The organism is Pseudomonas sp. FJ2-5-13, assembly GCF_029201605.1.
In the GTDB taxonomy this organism is placed as follows: domain Bacteria; phylum Pseudomonadota; class Gammaproteobacteria; order Pseudomonadales; family Pseudomonadaceae; genus Aquipseudomonas; species Aquipseudomonas lactis.
In genome coordinates this window covers 4,992,312-5,014,444 of the sequence record NZ_CP104045.1, presented here as the reverse complement: position 1 = coordinate 5,014,444, position 22,133 = coordinate 4,992,312, and the positions used below count along the sequence as shown (strand labels likewise).

At 60.1% G+C, this 22,133-nt stretch carries 17 protein-coding genes; 13 read left to right on the top strand and 4 right to left on the bottom strand.

The features are described 5' to 3' along the window. Positions 1-420 precede the first annotated feature (420 nt). The 3 genes from N2A98_RS22120 to N2A98_RS22110 all read left to right on the top strand — a co-directional run bounded on the left by N2A98_RS22120 (position 421) and on the right by N2A98_RS22110 (position 6,785). The gene (locus N2A98_RS22120) at positions 421-2,211 is read left to right on the top strand and encodes a DUF1302 domain-containing protein (RefSeq protein ID WP_069558728.1); all 1,791 of its coding nucleotides are present in this window, start codon (positions 421-423) and stop codon (positions 2,209-2,211) included. A gap of 27 nt (positions 2,212-2,238) precedes the next feature. After that, positions 2,239-3,597 carry a DUF1329 domain-containing protein gene (locus N2A98_RS22115; RefSeq protein ID WP_047711748.1) on the top strand — a complete coding sequence of 453 codons (1,359 nt, stop codon included), beginning with the start codon at positions 2,239-2,241 and terminating at the stop codon, positions 3,595-3,597. A 692-nt stretch (positions 3,598-4,289) separates the two neighbouring features. Further along, entirely contained in the window at positions 4,290-6,785 is a 2,496-nt protein-coding gene (locus N2A98_RS22110; RefSeq protein ID WP_275622645.1) for a LuxR C-terminal-related transcriptional regulator, read from the top strand. Here the strand turns inward: N2A98_RS22110 and N2A98_RS22105 are convergent. Then, on the bottom strand, positions 6,782-7,657 hold the full coding sequence (locus tag N2A98_RS22105; protein ID WP_275623631.1) for an AraC family transcriptional regulator: 876 nt from the start codon (positions 7,655-7,657) through the stop codon (positions 6,782-6,784). The genes N2A98_RS22110 and N2A98_RS22105 overlap by 4 nt on opposite strands. A 136-nt stretch (positions 7,658-7,793) precedes the next feature. On the opposite strand from N2A98_RS22105, the gene N2A98_RS22100 reads away from it, so the two are divergent. Next, a complete protein-coding gene (locus tag N2A98_RS22100) occupies positions 7,794-8,696 on the top strand; it encodes a DMT family transporter (protein WP_047711745.1) in 903 nt (300 codons plus the stop codon). 477 nt (positions 8,697-9,173) lie between these two features. Here the strand turns inward: N2A98_RS22100 and norR are convergent, their stop codons facing one another. Next, positions 9,174-10,721: a nitric oxide reductase transcriptional regulator NorR gene (norR, locus tag N2A98_RS22095; RefSeq protein ID WP_069557300.1), complete on the bottom strand. Its 1,548-nt coding sequence runs from the start codon at positions 10,719-10,721 to the stop codon at positions 9,174-9,176. A 147-nt stretch (positions 10,722-10,868) separates the two neighbouring features. On the opposite strand from norR, the gene hmpA reads away from it, so the two are divergent. The 8 genes from hmpA to queC all read left to right on the top strand — a co-directional run bounded on the left by hmpA (position 10,869) and on the right by queC (position 19,267). Further along, positions 10,869-12,050 (top strand): NO-inducible flavohemoprotein, encoded by a 1,182-nt coding sequence (hmpA, locus tag N2A98_RS22090; RefSeq protein ID WP_044268327.1) that lies wholly within the window; start codon positions 10,869-10,871, stop codon positions 12,048-12,050. Between the two features lie 236 nt (positions 12,051-12,286). After that, complete coding sequence (locus N2A98_RS22085) at positions 12,287-12,793, top strand: disulfide bond formation protein B (RefSeq protein ID WP_003194055.1); 507 nt, start codon at positions 12,287-12,289, stop codon at positions 12,791-12,793. 794 nt (positions 12,794-13,587) lie between these two features. Beyond that, positions 13,588-14,529 carry a ubiquinol oxidase subunit II gene (gene cyoA / locus N2A98_RS22080; protein ID WP_003194054.1) on the top strand — a complete coding sequence of 314 codons (942 nt, stop codon included), beginning with the start codon at positions 13,588-13,590 and terminating at the stop codon, positions 14,527-14,529. A 3-nt stretch (positions 14,530-14,532) separates the two neighbouring features. Then, positions 14,533-16,551 carry a cytochrome o ubiquinol oxidase subunit I gene (gene cyoB, locus N2A98_RS22075; RefSeq protein WP_003194053.1) on the top strand — a complete coding sequence of 673 codons (2,019 nt, stop codon included), beginning with the start codon at positions 14,533-14,535 and terminating at the stop codon, positions 16,549-16,551. A gap of 3 nt (positions 16,552-16,554) precedes the next feature. Next, positions 16,555-17,181, top strand: coding sequence for a cytochrome o ubiquinol oxidase subunit III (locus N2A98_RS22070; protein ID WP_003194052.1), 627 nt, complete (start codon positions 16,555-16,557; stop codon positions 17,179-17,181). After that, positions 17,181-17,516, top strand: coding sequence for a cytochrome o ubiquinol oxidase subunit IV (cyoD, locus tag N2A98_RS22065; protein ID WP_003194051.1), 336 nt, complete (start codon positions 17,181-17,183; stop codon positions 17,514-17,516). Before N2A98_RS22070 ends, cyoD begins: the two co-directional genes overlap by 1 nt. 11 nt (positions 17,517-17,527) lie before the next feature. Continuing rightward, on the top strand, positions 17,528-18,415 hold the full coding sequence (cyoE, locus tag N2A98_RS22060; RefSeq protein WP_003194050.1) for a heme o synthase: 888 nt from the start codon (positions 17,528-17,530) through the stop codon (positions 18,413-18,415). Between the two features lie 153 nt (positions 18,416-18,568). Next, on the top strand, positions 18,569-19,267 hold the full coding sequence (gene queC, locus N2A98_RS22055; protein ID WP_044268318.1) for a 7-cyano-7-deazaguanine synthase QueC: 699 nt from the start codon (positions 18,569-18,571) through the stop codon (positions 19,265-19,267). Positions 19,268-19,374: 107 nt separating this feature from the next. On the opposite strand, the gene N2A98_RS22050 is transcribed toward queC, so the two are convergent. Further along, complete coding sequence (locus tag N2A98_RS22050; RefSeq protein ID WP_044268316.1) at positions 19,375-20,238, bottom strand: queuosine precursor transporter; 864 nt, start codon at positions 20,236-20,238, stop codon at positions 19,375-19,377. Beyond that, on the bottom strand, positions 20,225-20,830 hold the full coding sequence (locus N2A98_RS22045; protein ID WP_078466397.1) for a helix-turn-helix transcriptional regulator: 606 nt from the start codon (positions 20,828-20,830) through the stop codon (positions 20,225-20,227). Before N2A98_RS22045 ends, N2A98_RS22050 begins: the two co-directional genes overlap by 14 nt. A 212-nt stretch (positions 20,831-21,042) precedes the next feature. Here N2A98_RS22045 and N2A98_RS22040 point away from each other — a divergent pair, with 212 nt between their 5' ends. Next, positions 21,043-22,128, top strand: coding sequence for a pyridoxal phosphate-dependent aminotransferase (locus tag N2A98_RS22040; RefSeq protein ID WP_275622644.1), 1,086 nt, complete (start codon positions 21,043-21,045; stop codon positions 22,126-22,128). Positions 22,129-22,133: the final 5 nt, after the last annotated feature.

The following is a 22,133-nucleotide window of genomic DNA, read 5'->3' as shown; positions in this document are numbered from 1 at the left end:
ATAAAAAAGGCCGCTGCATAGGCAGCGGCCGAAGTAAGACGTTGGATCAAGGAGCGACAAATCAACGTCAGTGAACACCGGGAACAGACTGATTACTGGATCAATCCGCTATAAATCAGCTTTTCTCCCTGATGCGGGAGCGGGCTCTTTGCCCTGAAAGCCAGGCAAGAATAATCGGTTGTAACAGAATGAGTAATAGCAAATCGGGACAAGGACTGTTACCAGATCGGCAATAATTACAAGGCGCCATCGATTCTTCTGATAACCCTTCATCCATCGCATGCATGTCACCAGGCCAACGCCCGGCCAGAGAGCCCCTTCATCCTTTCGAGCGACAACACGAATACCTCCTTGGTGCGCTTATCGCTCCTCAAGGGCGGCAGTAGGGTGGGGCCTTCTGTCACTCACCGGGGAAGACGCATGACAAAAACAATAATGCGCGCCATCTTCACGCCACAGGCGCTGGCCACTGCGGTTGCGCTGGGCTGCTGTGCCCAGGCGCAGGCTGTTTCGTTCAACATCGGCGAGATCGAGGGGCAATTCGACTCTTCGCTGTCGGTCGGCGCCAGTTGGGGCATGCGCGATGCCGATAAAAGCCTGGTCGGCACCGTCAATGGCGGGACGGGCCAGGCGTCCACCGGGGATGACGGGCGCCTCAATTTCAAGAAGGGCGAGACCTTCTCCAAGATCTTCAAGGGGCTGCACGACCTTGAGTTGAAGTACGGCGACACCGGCGTATTCGTGCGTGGCAAGTATTGGTACGACTTTGAACTCAAGGACGAAGACCGCGAGTTCAAGCCCATCAGCGACCACAACCGCAAGGAAGGCGCCAAATCCAGCGGTGCGCAGATCCTCGATGCCTTCGTCTACCACAACTACTCCCTGGGCGACCTGCCCGGCACCGTGCGCGCCGGCAAGCAGGTGGTCAGTTGGGGCGAAAGTACCTTCATCGGTAATTCCATCAACAGCATCAACCCGATCGACGTGTCGGCGTTCCGCAGGCCCGGTGCCGAGATCAAGGAAGGCTTGATCCCGGTGAACATGCTGTTTGCCTCCCAGAGCCTGACCAATCAACTGACCGTCGAGGGTTTCTACCAGCTGGAATGGGATCAGACGGTGCTCGACAACTGCGGCACCTTCTTCGGCGGGGACGTGGCGGCGGATGGCTGCACCAATAACTACACCGTGGGCAGCCCGGCGATCCGACCGCTGCAACCGGTGGCCGCTGCCTTTGGTCAAGGGTTTGGCGTGACCAATGAAGGCGTGATTGTACGGCGTGCCGGTGACCGCGATGCGCGCGACTCCGGCCAGTTCGGCGCGGCCCTGCGCTGGCTGGGCGATGACACTGAATACGGCCTGTATTTCATGAACTACCACAGCCGCACACCGACCGTCGGCACCCTGACCGCCAATACCAACCTGGCCACCATCGGGCGCATCATCAACACCGCCAACGCCCTGGCGCCCGGCTCCGGTGCTGGTTTGGCGCAAAGCACCCTGCTTGGCCGTGGCCAGTACTACCTGGATTACCCGGAAGACATTCGCCTGTTCGGCGCCAGTTTCTCCACCACCTTGCCCACGGGCACGGCATGGACCGGCGAAATCAGCTATCGGCCCAATGCGCCGGTGCAGCTCAACACCACTGACCTGACCCTGGCCCTGGTCAATCCCATCGCGGGCCAACTTGCTTCACCCATCCGCAGCAATTTCGGCGACGACAACAAAGGCTACCGCCGCAAGGAAATCACGCAGATCCAGAGCACCATGACTCAGTTCTTCGACCAGGTACTGGGCGCCGAGCGCCTGACCCTGGTGGGCGAAGCGGCGGTAGTGCACGTCGCGGGCCTGGAAGACAAAAGCAAGCTGCGCTACGGCCGAGACTCGGTATACGGCGCCTATGGTTTTCAAGGTGACACCGACGGTTTTGTCACCTCCACCTCGTGGGGTTACCGGGCGCGGGCGATCCTTGACTACAACAACGCCATTGCCGGTGTAAACCTCAAGCCCAACCTGTCCTGGTCCCATGACGTCGCGGGCTACGGCCCTAACGGCCTGTTCAACAAAGGCGCCAAGGCCATCAGCGTCGGCGTGGATGCGGACTATCGCAGCACCTACACCGCAAGCCTGAGCTACACGGATTTTTTTGGCGGTGACTACAACACCCTGACCGACCGCGACTTCCTCGCCCTCAGCTTCGGCGTGAACTTCTGATCTGGCTTAAAAGAAGGACAAGACCCTATGCGTAAGATGATTGCAGTGTTGGCCCTGAGCGTATTGGCCGCCAACGTAATGGCGGCGGTATCGCCCGAAGAAGCCGCCAAGCTCGGCACTACCCTCACCCCGGTCGGCGCCGAAAAAGCCGGCAACGCCGATGGCTCGATCCCGGCCTGGACCGGCGGTATCCCGAAAAACGCCGGCGCAGTGGACAGCAAGGGCTTCCTGGCTGACCCCTTCGCCAACGAAAAACCGCTGTTCGTGATCACCGCCGCCACGGTGGACAAGTACAAGGACAAACTCTCCGACGGCCAAGTGGCAATGTTCAAGCGCTACCCAGAAACCTACAAAATCCCGGTATACCCCAGCCACCGCACGGTCAACTTGCCGGCGGACATTTACGAGTCGATCAAGCGCAGCGCCGTGAATGTGAAGGCGATCAACGATGGCAACGGCCTGGAGAACTTCACCGGTAACCGTTACTACGCGTTCCCCATCCCGAAGAATGGTGTGGAGGTGCTGTGGAACCACATCACCCGTTACCACGGCGGCAACCTGCGGCGCATCATCACCCAGGCCACGCCCCAGACCAATGGCAGCTACACGCCGATCCGTTTCGAAGAGGAAGTGGCGGTGCCGCAAGCCATCCCGGATATCGACCCGGCCAAGGCCGCCAACGTACTCAGCTATTTCAAGCAATCGGTCACCGCCCCGGCGCGGCTGGCGGGTAACGTGCTGCTGGTGCATGAAACCCTCGACCAGGTGAAGGAACCGCGCCTGGCCTGGATCTACAACGCCGGCCAGCGCCGTGTGCGGCGCGCGCCGCAGGTGTCCTACGACGGCCCGGGCACCGCCTCCGACGGCCTGCGCACCACCGACAACTTCGACATGTTCTCCGGCGCGCCCGACCGTTATGACTGGAAACTGGTGGGCAAGAAGGAGATGTACATCCCCTACAACAGCTACAAGCTCGACTCGCCGAGCCTCAAGTACGACGACATCATCAAGGCCGGGCACATCAACCAGGACCTGACCCGTTACGAACTGCACCGCGTGTGGGAAGTGGTCGGCACCGTCAAACCCAGCGAGCGGCACATCTACGCCAAGCGCCACATGTACATCGACGAAGACAGCTGGCAAGTCGCGCTGGTGGACCACTACGACGGCCGCGGCCAACTGTGGCGCGTCGCCGAAGGCCATGCGCAGTTCTACTACGACCACCAGGTGCCGGCCTACACCGTGGAAACCCTGTACGACTTGATTGCCGGGCGCTACATCGCGCTAGGCATGAAGAACGAAGAGAAAAGCAGTTTCGTGTTCGGCTTCGCGGCCAAGGCGGCGGACTACACCCCGGCGGCACTGAGGACGGAGGGCGTTCGCTGACTCCGCATCGAAGTGAGGTTGAAAATGTGGGAGCTGGCTTGCCTGCATTAGCCATAGGGATCAACGCTGTCGCAATCAACGGTAACCACGATGCGAAGCGAGCCGCTCTTGATCTTGCTCTTGATCTGCTTTTGATCTTGATCTCAGGCGCCCCGTCAAACCACGCTGGCCGGAATTCGACAGTGATTTGGGGGGTAAACCGGCAGGGATGCCGGTTTAGCCGCCCCGCGCCATGGATGGCGCGTGGCGGCGGCCCCTCAAATCACTGGCGGATTACGGGCACACCGAGCCCCGGCGAGGTGCCGAGTGGTGGGGCAAGAGCGTTTTGCTTACTTTTGCGCTGTTCAAAAGTGAGCCGCCGTCAGGGCGGAACCCTAAGTGGCCGTTACCTAAATAACGGATATGTACCCGGTCCAACTGTGTTGACTGTTAGGCCGTCTTCGCAGGCAAGCCAGCACACATTTGGACCGCGGCGCGTCAGCCAGATCAGCGTCGGCTATCAGGCCGCCACAGGATCAGCGTCGTACCGAAGTGGTGTAGATACCGATGGCCATCCCAGGCAACCCAGCTCCCACACCGAATGGTGTCCACCGCGATTTTTATGGTCTTCAATCACCCCGCTGAATACTTCTTCAACAACCGCCAACCACAGGTCTAGGGTGACGCAACAATAAAAACAGCAGGATGCAGCAATGACCGCCATGACCCGCTGCCTGGACCGTCCTGGATGCATGCCACGGCTGTCCGCCCACCACCTGTTGCGTCCGCGCTTGTCACAGCCTTTGCTCGCGGCGCAGGCGCGTGTGAAGTTGCTGTGCGCGCCCGCTGGCAGTGGCAAGAGTGCACTGCTCGCCGAGTGTGCACTGCAGGCGCCGGCGGGGTGCCAGGTTCATTGGGTGCCGCTCCATGGCGCAGCACTCAGCCCGTTGGAGTTGTGCACACGGCTGGCGCAGCACCTGGGCCTGGTGTTTGTCGATGAAGCCACCTTATTGCTCGACCTCAGCCACTGGCCCAAGCCTGTGTGGCTGTTTCTGGATGATTTCTGCCGCCTGCCGGCCCCCGAATTGGACGCGTTGCTCGACCGTCTGCTCAGCGCCAGCAGTGCGCAACTGACGTGGTGGCTGGGTGCGCGGCGGCGCCCGGTGTGCAACTGGCCGCGCCTGTTGCTGGAGGACGAATTGCTGGAATGCAGTGAGTTGTCGTTCAACGCTGCGGAGGTCCAGGCACTGCTCGCCCCAGGGCAGAGCGGTGACAGCGTGATGCAGTTCAGCGGCGGTTGGTGTGCCGGTGTACGCATCGCCGCGCTGGGCGATAACCACCCCGACAAGACCTTGCTGGATTACCTGCAACACGAACTCTTCAGTACCTTGCCGGCGCCATTGGTCGAAGCCTGGCACGTATTGGCCCACCTGCCACGCTTCAACCCAGGCTTGTGTGAACACCTGTTCGGCCATGGTGACGGCGAACAGTACCTGCGCGAGCTACAAGCACTCGGTGCATTTATCCAGCCCTGGGAAGGCACCGGCGACTGGCTGCAGGTGTTTGCACCGCTGACGCGACTGCTGCGCGACGAACCCTGGCCGGCCAAGCGTTCGTGGCACCGCCGCGCCTGCCAATGGTTCAGCGCCGAGCGCGACTGGCAAGCTGCCTTCGAGCAGGCATTGCTGGCGCAGGAATATGAAGTGGCGGTGAACCTGTTGCAGCACTTCAGTTTCGAGGACCTGTTTCGCCAGCAGAACGCCGTGCTGCTGTTGCGCCTGCATGAACAGCAGGGCGACGAATTGATGTTGGGCTCGGCGCAGTTGGTGGGGCTGCTCACGGCCGCGTTGTTGTTTGCCGGGCGCTTCGAACAGGCAGCCTTGTGCATCGAGCAACTGGCCCGCTTTGCCCCGCAACCGACGGCCGCCGCGCAACGCTATCTGCTGGCGCGCTGGCAGGCGCAATGGGGCTGGTTGCTGCATTTGAGCGGCGATGCTGAACGCTCCAGCGAGCATTTTCTTGAAGCCCTGCAAGCGCTGCCCGACAGCGCCTGGACATCGCGTCTGATGTGCCTGTCGGGCCTGACCCAGCAAGCCTTGCTGCGCGGTGAGTTGGAGGCCGCCCAACGTTTGAACCGTGAAGCGCTGTGCCTGGCTCGGTCCCACGGTTCGCTGGTATTGGAGGCCCTGCTGGAGTTGGATCACGCCCAGTTGTTGGAACAGCGTGGCGCGCCGTACCGGGCGCAAAGCCTGTTGGAAACGGTGCAAGCGATGTTGGCCGGGCAACGGCTCACCGCCGGGCCGTTGGTGGGGCGTATTGTCCTGCGGCGCGGGCATCTGGCCTTGCGTCAAGGCCAGGACGGCCTGGCTGCCGAATGTTTCGAGGCTGGCTTGAGCATGTGCCAGCAGAGCCAGGACAAGCGCGTGCTGTATGGCTTTCTGGGCCTGGCGCTGTTGGCTGCCAATCGTGGCGACTACGCCCAGGCGTTCATTCAATTGCGCGACGCCGAGCGCCTGATGCAGCAGCGCCATGTGCCCGACACGGTGTACCGCGCGGTACTGCTGTTGGTCAGCGGGCACTTCTGGTTGCAGCAAGGCCGCGCCGAATTGACGGTGCAAGCCGTGCGCCGGGTGTTGCGCCACTTTCGCGGGCCTTGCGCCAAGCAGGCACCGCCGGCCACCTTGGAACTGATCCCGCGCCTGGAATATTTGCTGGTGCTGGCCGAGGTCAAGCTGGGCTGTGCCGAGCAACCCATCGCACGGCTCAATGCCTTGCTCGACACCTCACGGCAACGCGGCATGCTGTGCCTGGAAACCGAATTGCACCTGGTGGTGGGTGAAGTGACCTGGCAACTCGGCGACCCGGCGTTGGCGCGCCGGTCGCTGCAAGCTGGCTTGGCGCTGGCGGAGCGCTGCCAGGTGCAGCAGGCGGTCCGCGAGTTGCGTTTGCGCGCGCCGGGGCTTTTAAGCGAGCTGGGCCTGGAGCCCCAGGCCGCGCCTGCCGGGGCGGCGCAGAACCCGCTGAGCCAGCGTGAACTGGAGGTGCTGCAACTGATCGCCCTGGGCAACTCCAACCTGGAAATCGCCGATCGGCTGTATATCTCCCTGCACACCGTCAAGACGCATGCGCGGCGTATCCACAGCAAACTCGGGGTAGAACGACGCACCCAGGCGGTGGCCAAGGCGAAGACGTTGGGCTTGATGGTCTAGGCGCAGAATGCCTGGCGGTATTGGCTCGGCGTGGCGCCCATGGCGTGGCGAAAGCGCTGATTGAAATGGCTGGCGCTGGAAAAACCGCACAGCAAGGCCACCTCACTGATCGCTAAAGCACTGCTGCGCAGCAGGTTTTGCGCTCGCGCCAGACGTCGTGCCAGCAGGTACTGATGGGGCGGCACACCGAAGCTCTGGCGGAACATCCGGGCGAAATGGTATTCGGACAGCGCACACATGGCGGCCAATTGGCCGAGGCTGATGGCGTCTTCCCCATGCTGGTCGATGTACTCCACCAACCGCCGCCGTTGGTGCGCGGCCAAACCGCCTTTCAAGCGCAAGCCTTCGCGGGCGCCGACCTGGCTGAGCAAGGTATGGCTGAGCAGTTCATGGGCCAGGCTGCTCGTCAGCAGTCGCTCGCCGGGCTCGTGCCAGTTGAGGCTGACCAACTGGTGAAAACGCCGGGCCTGGAAGGGGTCTTCAAGGAAGGTGCCCTCACGCAATTGCAACTCCCGTGGCTCACGGTCCAGCAGGGTGACGCAGCCGAGGGCAAATTGTTCCGGGCTGAAATACAGGTGGGCCAGGCGAATATCGCCATTGATCACCCAGGCCGACTGATGCTCGGCCGGCAGGATGCACAGTTTGTCGGGGCCGCCCTTGACGCCAGGCTGATCACGCCGAAAGGTGCCCGTGCCGCCGCCGATGTAGCAGGACAAGGTGTGATGGCTGGGGGCCTGGTAATCCTGGGCGTCATGGTGGTTGCTCCACACGGCCGCAGCCAATCCGTCACCGAGCTCGGCGCAGGCTTGCAAGCGTGCGTGGGGCGAGCGGTTGAGGGCTTGGAAGACGTGCAGCGATTGCAGCTCTGGCATGGTGTGTTCTCCGACTCCTTGCATCCTACGCTCCACCGCTGGCGCTGTGAGCCCATCGCCCGACAAAAGCGCAAGAATGTGCAAGAGCCTGCGAGGGGGTGAAGGCCACACTGTGGCTCAATCGACGGAGCCGGCTATGAATCTTTTCCTGTATCTACTCACGGTGCTCATCTGGGGCACCACCTGGATCGCCCTCAAATGGCAGTTGGGCGTGGTGGCGATTCCTGTGTCGATTGTCTATCGCTTCGGCTTGGCCGCCCTGGTGCTGTTCGTGCTGTTGCTGCTCAGCCGCAAGTTGCAGGCGATGAACCGGCGCGGGCACCTGATCTGCCTGGCGCAGGGGCTGTGCCTGTTCTGCGTCAACTTCATGTGCTTTCTCACCGCCAGCCAATGGATCCCCAGTGGCCTGGTGGCGGTGGTGTTTTCCACGGCGACCTTGTGGAACGCGCTCAATGCCCGGGTGTTTTTCGGCCAGCGGGTGGCGCGCAACGTGCTGATGGGCGGCGCGCTTGGGCTGCTGGGGCTGGGCTTTTTGTTCTGGCCGGAGCTGGTTGGGCATACCGCCAGCCCGCAAACCTTGCTGGGCCTGGGCTTGGCGCTGCTGGGCACCCTGTGCTTCTCGGCGGGCAACCTGCTGTCCAGCCTGCAACAGAAGGCCGGGCTCAAGCCGCTGACCACCAATGCTTGGGGCATGGCCTATGGGGCGGCGATGCTGGCGACCTATTGCGCGGTGCGTGGCATTCCCTTCGAGATGGACTGGAGTGCACGGTATATCGGTGCGCTGTGGTACCTGGTGATCCCGGGCTCGGTGATTGGCTTTACCGCTTACCTCACTCTGGTGGGCCGCATGGGGCCGGAGAAAGCGGCGTATTGCACGGTGCTGTTTCCGGTGGTGGCGCTGAATGTGTCCGCATTCGCCGAGGGCTACCAGTGGACGGCGCCGGCGTTGATGGGGCTGGTGCTGGTGATGCTGGGGAATGTGCTGGTGTTTCGGAAGCCTCGGGCCATTGTGCCGGGCCTCAAGGCTAGCCGGGTCTGAATGAGGGAGCTGGCTTGCCTGCGATAGCGGCAACGCTTATCTACCAGACACCCCGCGATCCAACTGTGGGAGCGGGCTTGCTCGCGAAGGCGGCCTGACAGTCGACACCGTTGGATTGTGTGTATATCCATTGCTGCGGTAACGGCCGCTTAGGGTTCCGCCCTGACGGCGGGTCACTTTTGGAAGGACCCAAAAGTAACCAAAAGGTCCTCGCCCCACCACTCGGCACCTCGCTTAGGCTCGGTGTGCCCGTAATCCGCCAGTGATTTGGGGGGCCGCCGCCACGCGCCATCCATGGCGCGGGGCGGCTAAATCGGCATCCCTGCCGGTTTACCCCCCAAATCACTGTCGAATTCCGGCCAGCGTGGTTTGACGGGGCGCTTGAGATCAAAAGCAGATCAAGATCAAGAGCGACTCGCTTCGCATCGTGGTTACCGTTGGCTGCTACAGCCCCCATATTTGACTGAGGTGCCTGCTTTATTTGAGGCCCAGCCGCTTAGCCATGCGCCCCAGGTTGGCGCGGTCCAGGCCCAGTTCGCGGGCGGCGCTGGCCCAGTTGTGCTGGTGGCGTTCCAGGCAGGCGCTGATGAGTTGGCGCTGGTAATGCTCGGTGGCCTGGCGCAGGTCGCCGCTGACCACCGGGAGGGCTTGGGTCGGTGCTTGTTCGGCCACCGCCGTACTCACGTCGGGCAAGTCCAGGTCCAGGGCGCTCAGGCTGAGAATCTTCGGGCGCTCGCGGCAGTTGCCCAGGGCTTTCAACGCGCTGCGCCCGATCAAGTGCTCCAGCTCGCGCACATTGCCGGGCCAGTTGTAGGCCAGCAGCGCCGCCTGGGCATCGCCGGTCAGGCGCAGGCTGCCCAGGCCCATGCGCGAACGGTTCTGTTCAAGGAAGAAGCCCGCCAACAGCAGCACATCCCGCCCGCGCTCGCGCAGCGCCGGCACTTGCAGCGGGTAGACGCTCAAACGGTGGTAGAAGTCGGCGCGGTAGCGGCCATTGCGCACCTCTTCGGCGAGGTCGCGGTTGGTGGCGGCAATCAGGCGCACGTCCACCTGGTGTTCCTTGTCCGAGCCCAGTCGCTGCAACTGGCCGCTTTGCAGCACGCGCAGCAACTTGGCCTGCACGGTCAACGACAACTCCCCCACTTCATCCAGGAACAAGGTGCCGCCATTGGCCAGTTCGAACTTGCCTCGGCGCTCGTTCAGCGCGCCGGTAAAGGCGCCGCGCACATGCCCGAATAGTTCGCTTTCGACCAACGTCTCGGGCAGGGCGGCGCAGTTGAGGCTGATCAGCGGTTTGTCGGCGCGCGAAGAGGCGGCGTGGATCGCCTGGGCCACCAACTCCTTGCCGACCCCGGTTTCGCCGGTAATCAGCACGGTCAGGTCGCTGCCGCCGACCAGCTTGATTTCCTCCACCAGGCGCTTGTGCGCTTTGCTCTGGCCGATCATTTCCTTGTGCTGCTGGCCGCTGGCCTGGCGATAGATCTCGGCGCGCTGGTGCTCGTCTTCGGCCCGCAGCGCCAGGCGCTCGATGCGTTCAGCCACGTTGACGGTGGCCGCGGCAAGGCTGGCGAAGGCTTGCAGGGCGTCCAGCTCGACCCGTTCAAACCGCTCGGTATCGAGGGCGTCCAGGGTCAGCAGGCCCCAGGGCTGGTCGTCGATAAACAGCGGGCAGCCCATGCAGTCGTGCACTTCCAAGTGGCCGTGCAAGCCGGCGACCAGGCCGTCATAAGGGTCGGGCAATTCGCTGTCACTGTCGAAGCGGGTAGGGCCGGGGCTGCTCAGCAGGATCTCGAAGCGCGGATGTTCGCTGACCTTGAAGCGTCGGCCCAAGGTATCGGCGCTCAAGCCGTCCACCGCCAACGGCACCAACCACTCGCCATCCAGGCGTAACAACGCGGCGGCGTCGCAGGGCAGCAGGGCGCGCATGGCTTGCAGCAGGCGTCGGTAGCGCTCGCCTTCGGGCAAGTCCCGGGACAGGTCAGCGACCAACGGCAGCAAGGTGGTGAGTAGGGGTTGTGCAGTCATAATGACTCCTTGTAGTCCTTATGACTATAAAGTGTAGGAGGTCATACTGACTACATAATATTTAACTTGTTGAAAATAAAGGATTTATAAGTTGGCATGATTACTGACTGCTTTAAGGCAATCAGTAAGAAGACCTAGGAGTCTCCCATGCTTAGTGCCCAAGACCGTGCAATCATCAAATCTACCGTGCCCCTGCTGGAAAGCGGCGGCGAAGCGCTGATCACCCATTTTTATCGCATGATGCTGTCCGAGTACCCCGAGGTGCGCCCGCTGTTCAACCAGGCCCACCAGGCCAGCGGTGACCAGCCTCGCGCCCTGGCCAATGGCGTGCTGATGTACGCGCGGCATATCGACCAGTTGGACCAACTGGGCGACCTGGTGGCCAAGATCATCAACAAGCACGTGGCCTTGCAGATTCTGCCGGAGCATTACCCCATCGTTGGGGCCTGCCTGCTGCGGGCTATTTCTGAAGTGCTGGGCAGCGAGATTGCCACCCCCGAGGTCATGAGTGCCTGGGGCGCGGCCTACGGCCAGTTGGCAGACATTCTGATCGGCGCCGAAGCGGCCATCTACGACGAAAAAGCCCAGGCGCCCGGCGGCTGGCGGGGGGCGCGGGCGTTCCTGTTGGTCAAGCGCGTGGAGGAGAGCGACGAGATCATCTCCTTCTACTTCGCCCCGGTAGACAACGGCCCGATCCTTGCGGCCGCGCCCGGCCAGTACATCGGCCTGAAACTGGTGCTTGATGGCGAAGAAGTGCGTCGCAACTATTCCCTGTCGGCCCTCACCGACACTGGCCTGTACCGCATCAGCGTCAAGCGCGAAGCGGGTGGGCGGGTCTCCAATTACCTGCATGACCAGATGCATGTCGGCGCGACCATTGACCTGTTCCCGCCATCGGGCGAGTTCACCCTGGCCGCCAGTGATAAACCGCTGGTGCTGATCAGCGGTGGGGTAGGGATTACGCCCACATTGCCGATGCTCGAAGCCGCCCTGGCAACCGAGCGCCCGGTGCACTTCATCCATTGCGCCCGTAACGGCGGGGTGCATGCGTTCCGTGACTGGGTGGACGCCCTGGCGGCCCAGCATCCGCAGCTCAAGCGTTTCTACTGCTACGCCGAGGATGACGGCATCAGCCCGGCGGCAGACAAGGTCGGCATGCTCAACCAGGAGCAACTGGCAGCCTGGTTGCCCGAGCAGCGCGACATTGATGCTTATTTCCTGGGACCCAAGGGCTTCATGGCGGCGATCAAGCGGCATCTCAAGGCGCTGGGTGTGCCGCAGGAGCAGGCGCGCTATGAGTTCTTTGGCCCGGCGGCGGCGCTGGAATAATCCCCCCTAGCAACAACACTGTCCAAAATGTGGGAGCGGGCTTGCTCGCGAAAGCGGTGTGTCAGTCACTACATGTGTCTCTGGTGCTCCGCCTTCGCGAGCAAGCCCGCTCCCACATTTTGCCCTCTATTGCTCACGATTAATCCGCAGTTAACCCCTCTCTGTTTTAACCACTGCCTGTGTGTAAACTTGTTGCCATCAGGCACAACCATAATCAGAGAAAGGGAAAGACGGGGATGATTGACGACATGCGTTTAGGCAGGGAGCGGCGCTTTCTGGTGTTGCTGGGCATCATCTGCCTGGCGCTGATTGGCGGGGCGCTGTACATGCAAGTGGTGCTGGGCGAAGCACCGTGCCCGCTGTGCATTCTGCAACGCTACGCCTTGCTGCTGATTGCGCTCTTCGCGTTCATTGGCGCCGCCATGCGTACCAAGGGCGCGCTGACGTTCTTCGAAGGGTTGGTGGTGCTCAGCGCCTTGGGTGGCGTGGCTGCGGCCGGCCATCATGTGTACACCCAGTTCTTCCCTCAGGTCAGCTGCGGCATCGATGTGTTGCAGCCGATCGTCGATGACCTGCCCCTGGCCAAAGTGTTTCCCCTGGGCTTCCAGGTCGACGGCTTCTGCAGCACCCCCTACCCGCCGATCCTCGGCCTGTCCCTGGCCCAATGGGCGCTGGTGGCATTCGTGCTGACGGCGATCCTGGTGCCCCTGTGCATCTATCGCAACCGTCACCCCAAAGCCTGAGTCACTGCGGTTGCCAAACGCTCCGTTCCTTCTGAATGAAGGCCGGAGCGTTTTTGTTTGTAGGGATTTGTGAAAGCACCGTGACGAGGGGCAACGGAAGGTGCGCGCAGCGTGCGACATGTTGTCACACGGACGCTGTCGCAGGACGTTTCTGACCCGCCAAATCGGCCCTTAAATTTGCACCCGGCGCACAAATTGTGCTGTCAGTTCGTGGTTCGGGCGGTGGCCCGATTTGTGTGCGGCCCCAACCCCTGCAGCCTCTATGAATGCCTTGTTTTATGGGGACTTGGACGGCATCCGCATGCCCTTACAAGCCGTAAGGGAAGTGGCACTGTGCCCAATAACACGGCAATTTTTGTGGTTTTTGTTGAGAATCGAACACGATAAGATCGCGAATCTTTGCAACTTTGGTGAAGGATTGTTGCTGGAATCGATAAAAATTATTTCTTTATAAGACATGGTTTATACATCGCTAGCTAACTACAATCGCCCGCACTGAATGTCCGGTGCTGTTCAATATTTGAGCATTGGAGCGGTCGAGGAGCAGATGGAAGGCTCAATGCGACCCCAGGTTCCGGCAGCCTTTCAACTATCCGCACCAAATGGAATTGGTCTGTAACAAGGCCTTTAGCCACGAAATCGAATAAGAACTCACTGCAGGTCCGTGAAACGTACAGTCATGACGTGTCGGGCAGGCTCTTATTCAATCGAAGAGAAATGCCAACCCTTGGCAGGGTGAAGTGTTGGCGATCAAAACCCAACTGCATTGCGCAAGCTGCTTTAGAGGTCGTGAGATGAGTAAAAACAGGTACCCCCGATTACTAGGCTTTTTGCCGCTGCTTGGCATGATGTTAATGCTGGGAGGCTGCAAGTGGACCTTGCTCGACCCAAAAGGACAGGTCGGTCTGGATGAACGAAACCTGATCATCACCGCTACCCTGCTGATGCTGCTGGTTGTGGTGCCTGTGATCGTGATGACCTTCGCCTTCGCCTGGAAATACCGCGCGTCCAACACCAGCGCTACCTACGCGCCGAAGTGGTCGCACTCCACCAAGATCGAGATCGCGGTGTGGCTGGTTCCGATCCTCATCATCATCGCCCTGGGTTACATCACCTATAAGTCGACCCACGCGCTGGACCCGTACCGTCCGCTGGAATCCGACGTCAAGCCTGTGAACATCCAAGTGGTCGCGCTGGATTGGAAGTGGCTGTTCATCTACCCGGACCTGGGTATCGCCACTGTCAACGAGATCCGCTTCCCGGAGCACACCCCGCTTAACTTCCGGATCACCTCCGACGCCGTGATGAACTCGTTCTTCATCCCTGCACTGGGTGGCCAGATCTACGCGATGGCAGGCATGCAGACCCGCCTGCACCTGATCGCCAACCAGAAAGCTGAAATGGAAGGCATCTCCGCCAACTACAGCGGCGCTGGCTTCACCGGCATGAAATTCAAAGCGATCTCGACAAGCCAGGAAGATTTCGACGCCTGGGTAGCTGCAGTCAAGGCCGCACCTAAACAGCTTGATCAAGCTGAATACGACGCTCTGACCAAACCGAGCCAGAACAACCCTGTCGCCTTGTACTCCGCGTATGAGCCGGACCTGTTTCAGAAAATCGTCGACAAGTACGAAGGTATGAAGCCAGGCAAGCCGGTCAAGCACGAGAAGAAAGAAGTGGCCGTGGTTGAAGGTTCTGATACGGGCGCGCATTCAACTGCTGGGGCAGAGGAGTAAACGATGTTTGGTAAATTAAGTTGGGACGCGGTCCCATTCCACGAGCCGATCGTAATGGTGACTATCGCCATGATCGCGCTGGGTGGTTTGGCGCTGGTTGCGGGTATCACCTATTTCAAGAAGTGGTCCTACCTGTGGACCGAGTGGTTGACCTCGGTCGACCACAAGAAAATCGGCGTCATGTACGTCATCGTTGCCATGGTCATGCTGCTGCGTGGTTTTGCCGACGCCATCATGATGCGTACCCAGTTGGCCATGGCCACCGAGGGTTCGCCTGGCTACCTGCCACCTGAACACTATGACCAGATCTTCACCGCCCACGGTGTGATCATGATCATCTTCATGGCGATGCCTTTCTTCACCGGCTTGATGAACCTTGCCTTGCCGCTGCAGATCGGTGCGCGTGACGTTGCCTACCCGTTCCTGAACTCCCTGAGCTTCTGGCTGCTGGTATCCGGCGTGGTGCTGATCAACGTTTCCCTGGGCGTCGGCGAATTCGCCAAGACCGGTTGGGTTGCGTATCCGCCATTGTCGGGGCTGCAGTACAGTCCGGGCGTGGGTGTGGACTACTACATCTGGGCGCTACAGTTATCAGGGCTCGGGACGACATTGACGGGGGTCAACTTCCTGGCCACCGTCCTGAAAATGCGCGCCCCTGGCATGAAACTGATGGACATGCCGATCTTCACCTGGACCTGCACCTGGGCAAACGTGCTGATCGTGGCTTCGTTCCCGATCCTGGCCGCTACCATGGCGCTGCTGTCGCTTGACCGTTACCTGGATTTCCACATTTTCACCAATGAACTTGGTGGCAATCCAATGATGTACGTGAACCTGTTCTGGGCATGGGGTCACCCTGAGGTGTACATCCTGATCCTGCCAGCGTTCGGTATCTTCTCCGAAGTGATCTCGACCTTTACCGGCAAGCGCCTGTTCGGTCACCACTCGATGGTCTACGCATCGGGCGCGATCTCCGTACTGGGCTTCATGGTGTGGCTGCACCACTTCTTCACCATGGGTTCGGGGGCCAGCGTCAACGCCTTCTTCGGCCTGGCGACGATGCTGATTTCCATCCCGACGGGGGTGAAGCTATTCAACTGGCTGTTCACCATCTACCACGGTCGTCTGCGCATGACCAGCCAGGTCCTGTGGACCCTGGGCTTCATGGTGACCTTCGCCATCGGCGGCATGACCGGCGTACTGCTGGCCATCCCAGGTGCTGACTTCGTGCTGCACAACAGCCTGTTCGTGATCGCCCACTTCCACAACGTGATCATCGGTGGTGCGGTATTCGGCTACATCGCTGGTTTCAGCTTCTACTTCCCGAAAGCGTTCGGCTTCAAGCTGCACGAAGGCTGGGGCAAAGCTGCATTCTGGTTCTGGATCTCGGGCTTCTTCGTCGCGTTCATGCCGCTCTATGCACTGGGCTTCATGGGCATGACCCGTCGTCTGAACGCCACTACCAACCCTGAGTGGGTACCGTACCTGTACGTTGCCATGTTCGGTGCGGTGATGATCGCTGTGGGTATCGCCTGCCAGCTGATCCAGCTGTACGTCAGCGTGCGTGATCGCAAGCAGAACATGTGCGAATCCGGCGACCCATGGAACGGCCACACCCTGGAATGGTCGACCTCGTCGCCACCACCGTTCTACAACTTCGCCGTGATCCCTACTGCGAACACCATTGATGCGTTCACCGAAGCCAAGGAAGACGGTACTGCGTACCAGAAGCCCAAGCATTACGAACCGATCCACATGCCAAACAACACCGCCACTGGCGTGGTGATGGGCGCGCTGTTGACCGTGTTCGGTTTCGCGATGATCTGGCACATCTGGTGGCTGGCAATCGCGAGCCTGGTGGGCACTATCGGTTACTTCATCATTCACGCTGCCCGTGATGATCAAGGCTACATGGTGCCGGTCGAAACGATCGAACGCATCGAAGCCGAGCAGCACGCTCGCCTGGTAGCCGAGAAGAAGATCCCGGCCAACCGTGTAGAAACCTCGTTGGAACAGGCTTAAACCATGTCGAACTTAGTGACCAATGCTGGACACGCCCATGTCGATGACCATGGGCACGATGACCACCACCACGACTCGGGGCCGATAACCGTCTACGGTTTCTGGCTCTACCTGATGACCGACTGCATCTTGTTTGCGTCGATCTTCGCGGTGTACGCGGTACTGGTAAACAACGTAGCGGGTGGCCCGTCGGGCCACGACATCTTCGAACTGCCTTACGTGCTCGGCGAAACCGCCTTGCTGTTGTTCAGTTCGATCACCTACGGCTTCGCCATGTTGGCCTTCTACAAGGGCAACAAGAAAGGCGTACTGAGCTGGCTGGGCCTGACCTTCCTGTTCGGCCTGGGCTTCATCGGCATGGAGATCAACGAGTTCCACCTGCTGATCTCCGAAGGCTACGGCCCGCACCGTTCCGGTTTCCTGTCGGCGTTCTTCACGCTGGTCGGCACCCACGGTCTGCACGTATCCGCTGGCCTGCTGTGGATGGCGGTGATGATGTATCAGGTCAATAAGCACGGCCTGACCAACACCAACAAGACCCGCCTGAGCTGCCTGAGCCTGTTCTGGCACTTCCTGGACGTGGTCTGGATCTGCGTATTCACCGTCGTTTACTTGATGGGGACTCTGTAATGGCTAATGCACACTCCCATGACAGCCACGATTCGAGCCACGGCAGCGTAAAGTCTTACGCCATCGGCTTCATCCTGTCGGTCATCCTGACTCTGATCCCGTTCGGCCTGGTGATGTACCCAACCTTGCCGAAGTCGATCACCTTGATGATTGTCCTGGCGTTCGCGGTGATTCAGGTGCTGGTTCACCTGGTGTACTTCCTGCACCTGGACCGCTCCAAAGAGCAGCGCGAGAACGTGATCGCGTTTGTGTTCGCAGGCCTGGTGATCGTTCTGCTGGTTGGTCTGTCGCTGTGGATCATGTTCAGCATCCACACCTACATGATGGCGAAGTGAGGTAAGACCCGATGTCGCTTAAGCACTTTATCCAAATCACCAAACCGGGGATCATTTTCGGTAACGTGCTTTCTGTGGCGGGCGGTTTCTTCCTGGCCTCCAAGGGACATGTCGATCTGGCCATCTTCCTGGCGGCAATGATCGGTACGTCCCTGGTGGTTGCTTCCGGTTGCGTATTCAACAACTGCATCGACCGTGACATCGACATCAAGATGGAGCGCACCAAGAATCGCGTGCTGGTCCAGGGCCTTATCTCCCTGAAGCTGGCACTGATCTACGCGACCGTCCTGGGTGTTGCCGGTGTGGCCCTGTTGTACAAGGTGGCCAACCCGTTGGCGGCGCTGTTTGCCGTGATCGGTTTTGTCATCTACGTCGGCCTCTACAGCCTGTACCTCAAGCGCAAGTCGGTTCACGGCACGCTGGTGGGCAGCCTGTCGGGGGCGATGCCGCCGGTGATTGGTTATGTGGCTGTGACCAATAGCTTCGACATGGCCGCGCTGACGCTGCTGGTGATGTTCAGCTTGTGGCAGATGCCGCATTCCTACGCCATTGCGATTTTCCGCTTCAATGACTACCTGGCTGCGTCGATTCCGGTATTGCCGGTCAAGCGTGGCATCCAGGTGGCCAAGAAACACATCCTGCTCTACATCCTGGCCTTCCTCGTGGCGACCTTGATGTTGACCTTCAGTGGCTACGCCGGCATGAGCTACCTCGCTGTTGCCGCCGCCATGGGCATGTACTGGTTGTACATGGCCTGGACCGGCTACAAGGCGGTGGACGACACCGTCTGGGCGCGCAAGCTGTTCGTGTTCTCGATCTTCACCATCACCGCGCTCAGCGTGATGATGTCCCTGGATTTCCAAGTGCCGAAAGAGCTGTTGCTGACCTACGCTCACTGAGTGGTCTTGCAGTAAAAAAGCCCCGCCTTCGAAAGTCGCGCGGGGTTTTTTATTGAGCGCTGCGCCAAACCGGATACGCTGCGTTATCGTTGACGTTTTTCGCGAGCGAGCGCGCTCCTACACCCTAATTCTTCGAATGCAGGAAGCAATGCAATGAGTAAAAAAGCCGTAATGGTCTTCAGTGGCGGGCAGGATTCGACCACCTGCCTGATCCAGGCCCTGCCGCTGTATGACGAAGTGCACTGCATTACCTTTGATTACGGCCAGCGCCATGTGGCAGAAATCGAAGTGGCCCAGAAGTTGGCCAAGCAGTTGGGTGCCACTGTGCACAAAGTGATGGATGTGTCCCTGCTCAATGAGCTGGCGATCAGCAGCCTTACCCGTGACAACATTCCGGTGCCGACCGTGAACAGCTCGGGCGAAAGCCTGCCGAGCACCTTTGTGCCGGGGCGCAACATCCTGTTCCTGACCCTGGCTGCGATCTACGCCTACCAAGTCAAGGCCGAGACCGTCATCACCGGCGTGTGCGAAACCGACTTCTCGGGCTACCCGGATTGCCGGGATGAGTTTGTCAAAGCGCTCAACCAGGCCCTCAAGCTGGGCATGGAATATGACGTGCGCCTGGACACGCCGTTGATGTGGCTGAACAAGGCCGAGACCTGGGCCCTGGCCGATTACCACGGGCAACTGGAGCTGGTGCGCGAGCAAACACTGACTTGCTACAACGGCATCATCGGTACCGGCTGCGGCGAGTGTGATGCGTGCAACCTGCGCGCTCGGGGCTTGAATGACTACCTGCAGAACAAGACACCTGTCATGCAGAGCCTCAAGCACAAGTTGCAACTCAAATAACCCTTGTAGGAGCGAGCTTGCTCGCGAAAAACCTGAGAGCGCCGCGTTCCACCAGATGCGCTGCGTGATCGTTGACGTTCTTCGCGAGCAAGCTCGCTCCTACAGGATTATTGATAGCGTTTGAACAATGAGCGTGCGCCATAGGCGGGCAGGATATTGAAGAACGCAAAGCCGACTTTGATCGCGATCTGGACATAAATCATGCTGAGGATATCGCTGGTCTGCATCGCCCCGTAGAAGGCAATGAAGCAGAACAGGAAGCTGTCGATAATCACCGCGAAGAACGTACTGAGGAATATCCGCAGGTACAGGTACCTGGAGTTGGTCAGCTCCTTGATCTTGCACAGCAGGTAGGAGTTTATGTTCTCCGACACCAGGAACGACACCGAAGAGGCCACCAGCACCGACGATACTTGCAGGATCACGTCGGTATAAGGCCCATCCAGCTTCCAGCCCGGCAGCCCCGGCAGGAACGTGGAGCCATACAGCAGGATGATGATCATCGCGTTGCTGGCAAACGCAAACAGAATGGCCCGCCTGGCCAGGCGCAAACCAAAATTCTCGTTGAGCAAGTCCACGATCAAAAAGGTCAGCGGGTACAGGAACGTGCCCGGCGTGACGATGATGCCCAAGGACTCCAGATAAATCGGCTTGGTCGCGGCAATGCTGGTGAAGATATAGAAGGTGAACAGCAGCAAGTTCAGGATGATGTAGATCATCCAGGAGTTTTCATTGCGGTCGTTTATCTCGTAAGCGGTCAGTGCTCCGCCTTGGGAATAGAACTTCTTGTACAGGTTCTTGATTTCCATCTTGTTGAAGTTGTCCATCATTTCGCTGCTGAGCACTTCACTCAGCTTGATCTTGAGGACCTTGCCCGTGGCGATCACCATGATCACCGCCAGGCGCTTGTCATTTTCAAAACCCAGCAACTTGTATTTGCTGTTTTCAACGGCGCCCTCAGATGGTGTCATTGAAGCGCTCCTCAAGGATGTCGCCGATGACACACAACCGGTCTGAGTTCCCGCAGGGTTCGAGGGTGATGAACAGCTTCTTGGTGGCGCGGTCGTATACCAGCTTTTCTTTATCGTCGCTCGACGAGCCTTTCTGCACGATCAGCAAGTCCCCCGGTTCGTTGAGGCCGGGAATTCCGTGCTCCAGGCGCACGCCGATCAGGTTGCAGGCGCTGCCAAAGTAGTAGGTCAGTGGATGAAGCGTGGCCAGTTCACCGATGCGCTTGCCCAGGTTCTGCATGAGCAGGCTTTCCTTGAGCACAGGCACTGCCGCGGGGTTCTTGTTACCCAGCGGGGAAACGTTGCTCTCGATGACTTCCTTGGCCTCAAAACTGATGGTCTCGATTTCTTCGTAGGACACGCCAAAGAAGTCCGAGATCTTGCGAATCGTCGACTGCTGTACGTTAACGACCTTGCCTTCCAGGATGTTGTAGATAGTCGTCCTGGTCAGGCCGGCGGCACTGCTTAACGAAAGCTGGGTTTCGCCACGACTCTTGATCAAGTACTTGATGTTGCTCTTCAAGTGCTCGGTTTTTTCCCGTCTGTGTATCAAGTGCTCACCACTTCCATTTAGTCATCAGTCCATGCCGGCACAACCCGATGTTGCGGGTTTGGCGGCAGTGAAAGTGTTGCATGCGCCCGCTATAACAATAAAGTACTGAGTGCAGGGATACGCCTTGGTGGTAAATCCGGCAACGGCTTTCTCGTCATACTCTTCTGAACGGCCTGCGCGAATCCCTCGCGCCTCTACAAGGAGTAGTCACCATGGTGCGTGTCAGTCGTCGATCCCTTCTCGCCCTGGGCGCGGCCCTGCCTGTGATGGGGCAGCTCAATTGGGCCGTCGCCAGCCCGGCGCCGACGAAATCTGACAAGGTGCTGCTCAATTACAACGAAAGCCCCTACGGTCCTTCAGACGCGGCTCGCCAGGCGATGCAGCGCGCGATAGCGGCGTCCGGACGTTACCCTTACGGGGATATGTACGCATTGGCCGCGCTGTTCGCCCAACAACAGGGCATAGCCGAAGAAAACGTCGGGGTATTTGCCGGCTCGATGGCCGCCCTGCGTTACGCGGTGCTGGCGTTCACCAGCCAGACCCGCGGCCTGGTGATGGCCACGCCGTCCTACGAAGTACCGCGCCAGGCGGCCGAGTCGATCAAGGCGCGGGTGCAAGAAGTGAACCTCGACGCCCAGCATGCCCACGATGTGCCTGCCATGCTCGCGGCGGACCCACAGGCCGGCATGCTGTACCTGTGCAACCCCAACAACCCGACCGGTACGCTCACCTCGACCGAGGCCATCCGCCAAGCCCTGGCGCACAAACCCAAGGGCAGCGTGCTGGTAGTGGACGAGGCTTATATCGACTTCTGTGACGCCCCCAGTTGCGTGAGCTGGGTCAACGACCATGACGACCTGCTGGTGCTGCGCACGTTCTCCAAGATCTACGGCATGGCCGGTGCGCGCCTGGGCCTGGCGATCGGCCACCCGGCGCTGCTGGAGCGGTTGGCGGTGTTCGGCGGCGACAACGTCCCGGCCGGCGCCAGCTTGTTGGCCGCCCGTGCCAGCCTGGAAGACGCGCAACTGGTGGGCCAACGCAAAGCGCGCAATGCCAGGTTGCGCGATGAGACGATCGCCTGGCTCAAGGGCCGGGGCTTTACCTGCACCGTTTCCCACAGCAATTGTTTCATGATCGACGTGAAGCGCCCGGCTGAGCAGGTGATTGAGCGGTTGGCCGCACAGAATGTGCTGGTTGGGCGGGTGTGGAAGACTTGGCCGCATTGGGTGCGGGTGACGGTGGGTAACTCGCGGGAGATGGAACGTTTTCGCGAGGCCTTTGCGACGCAGGTGGTCTGATCAGG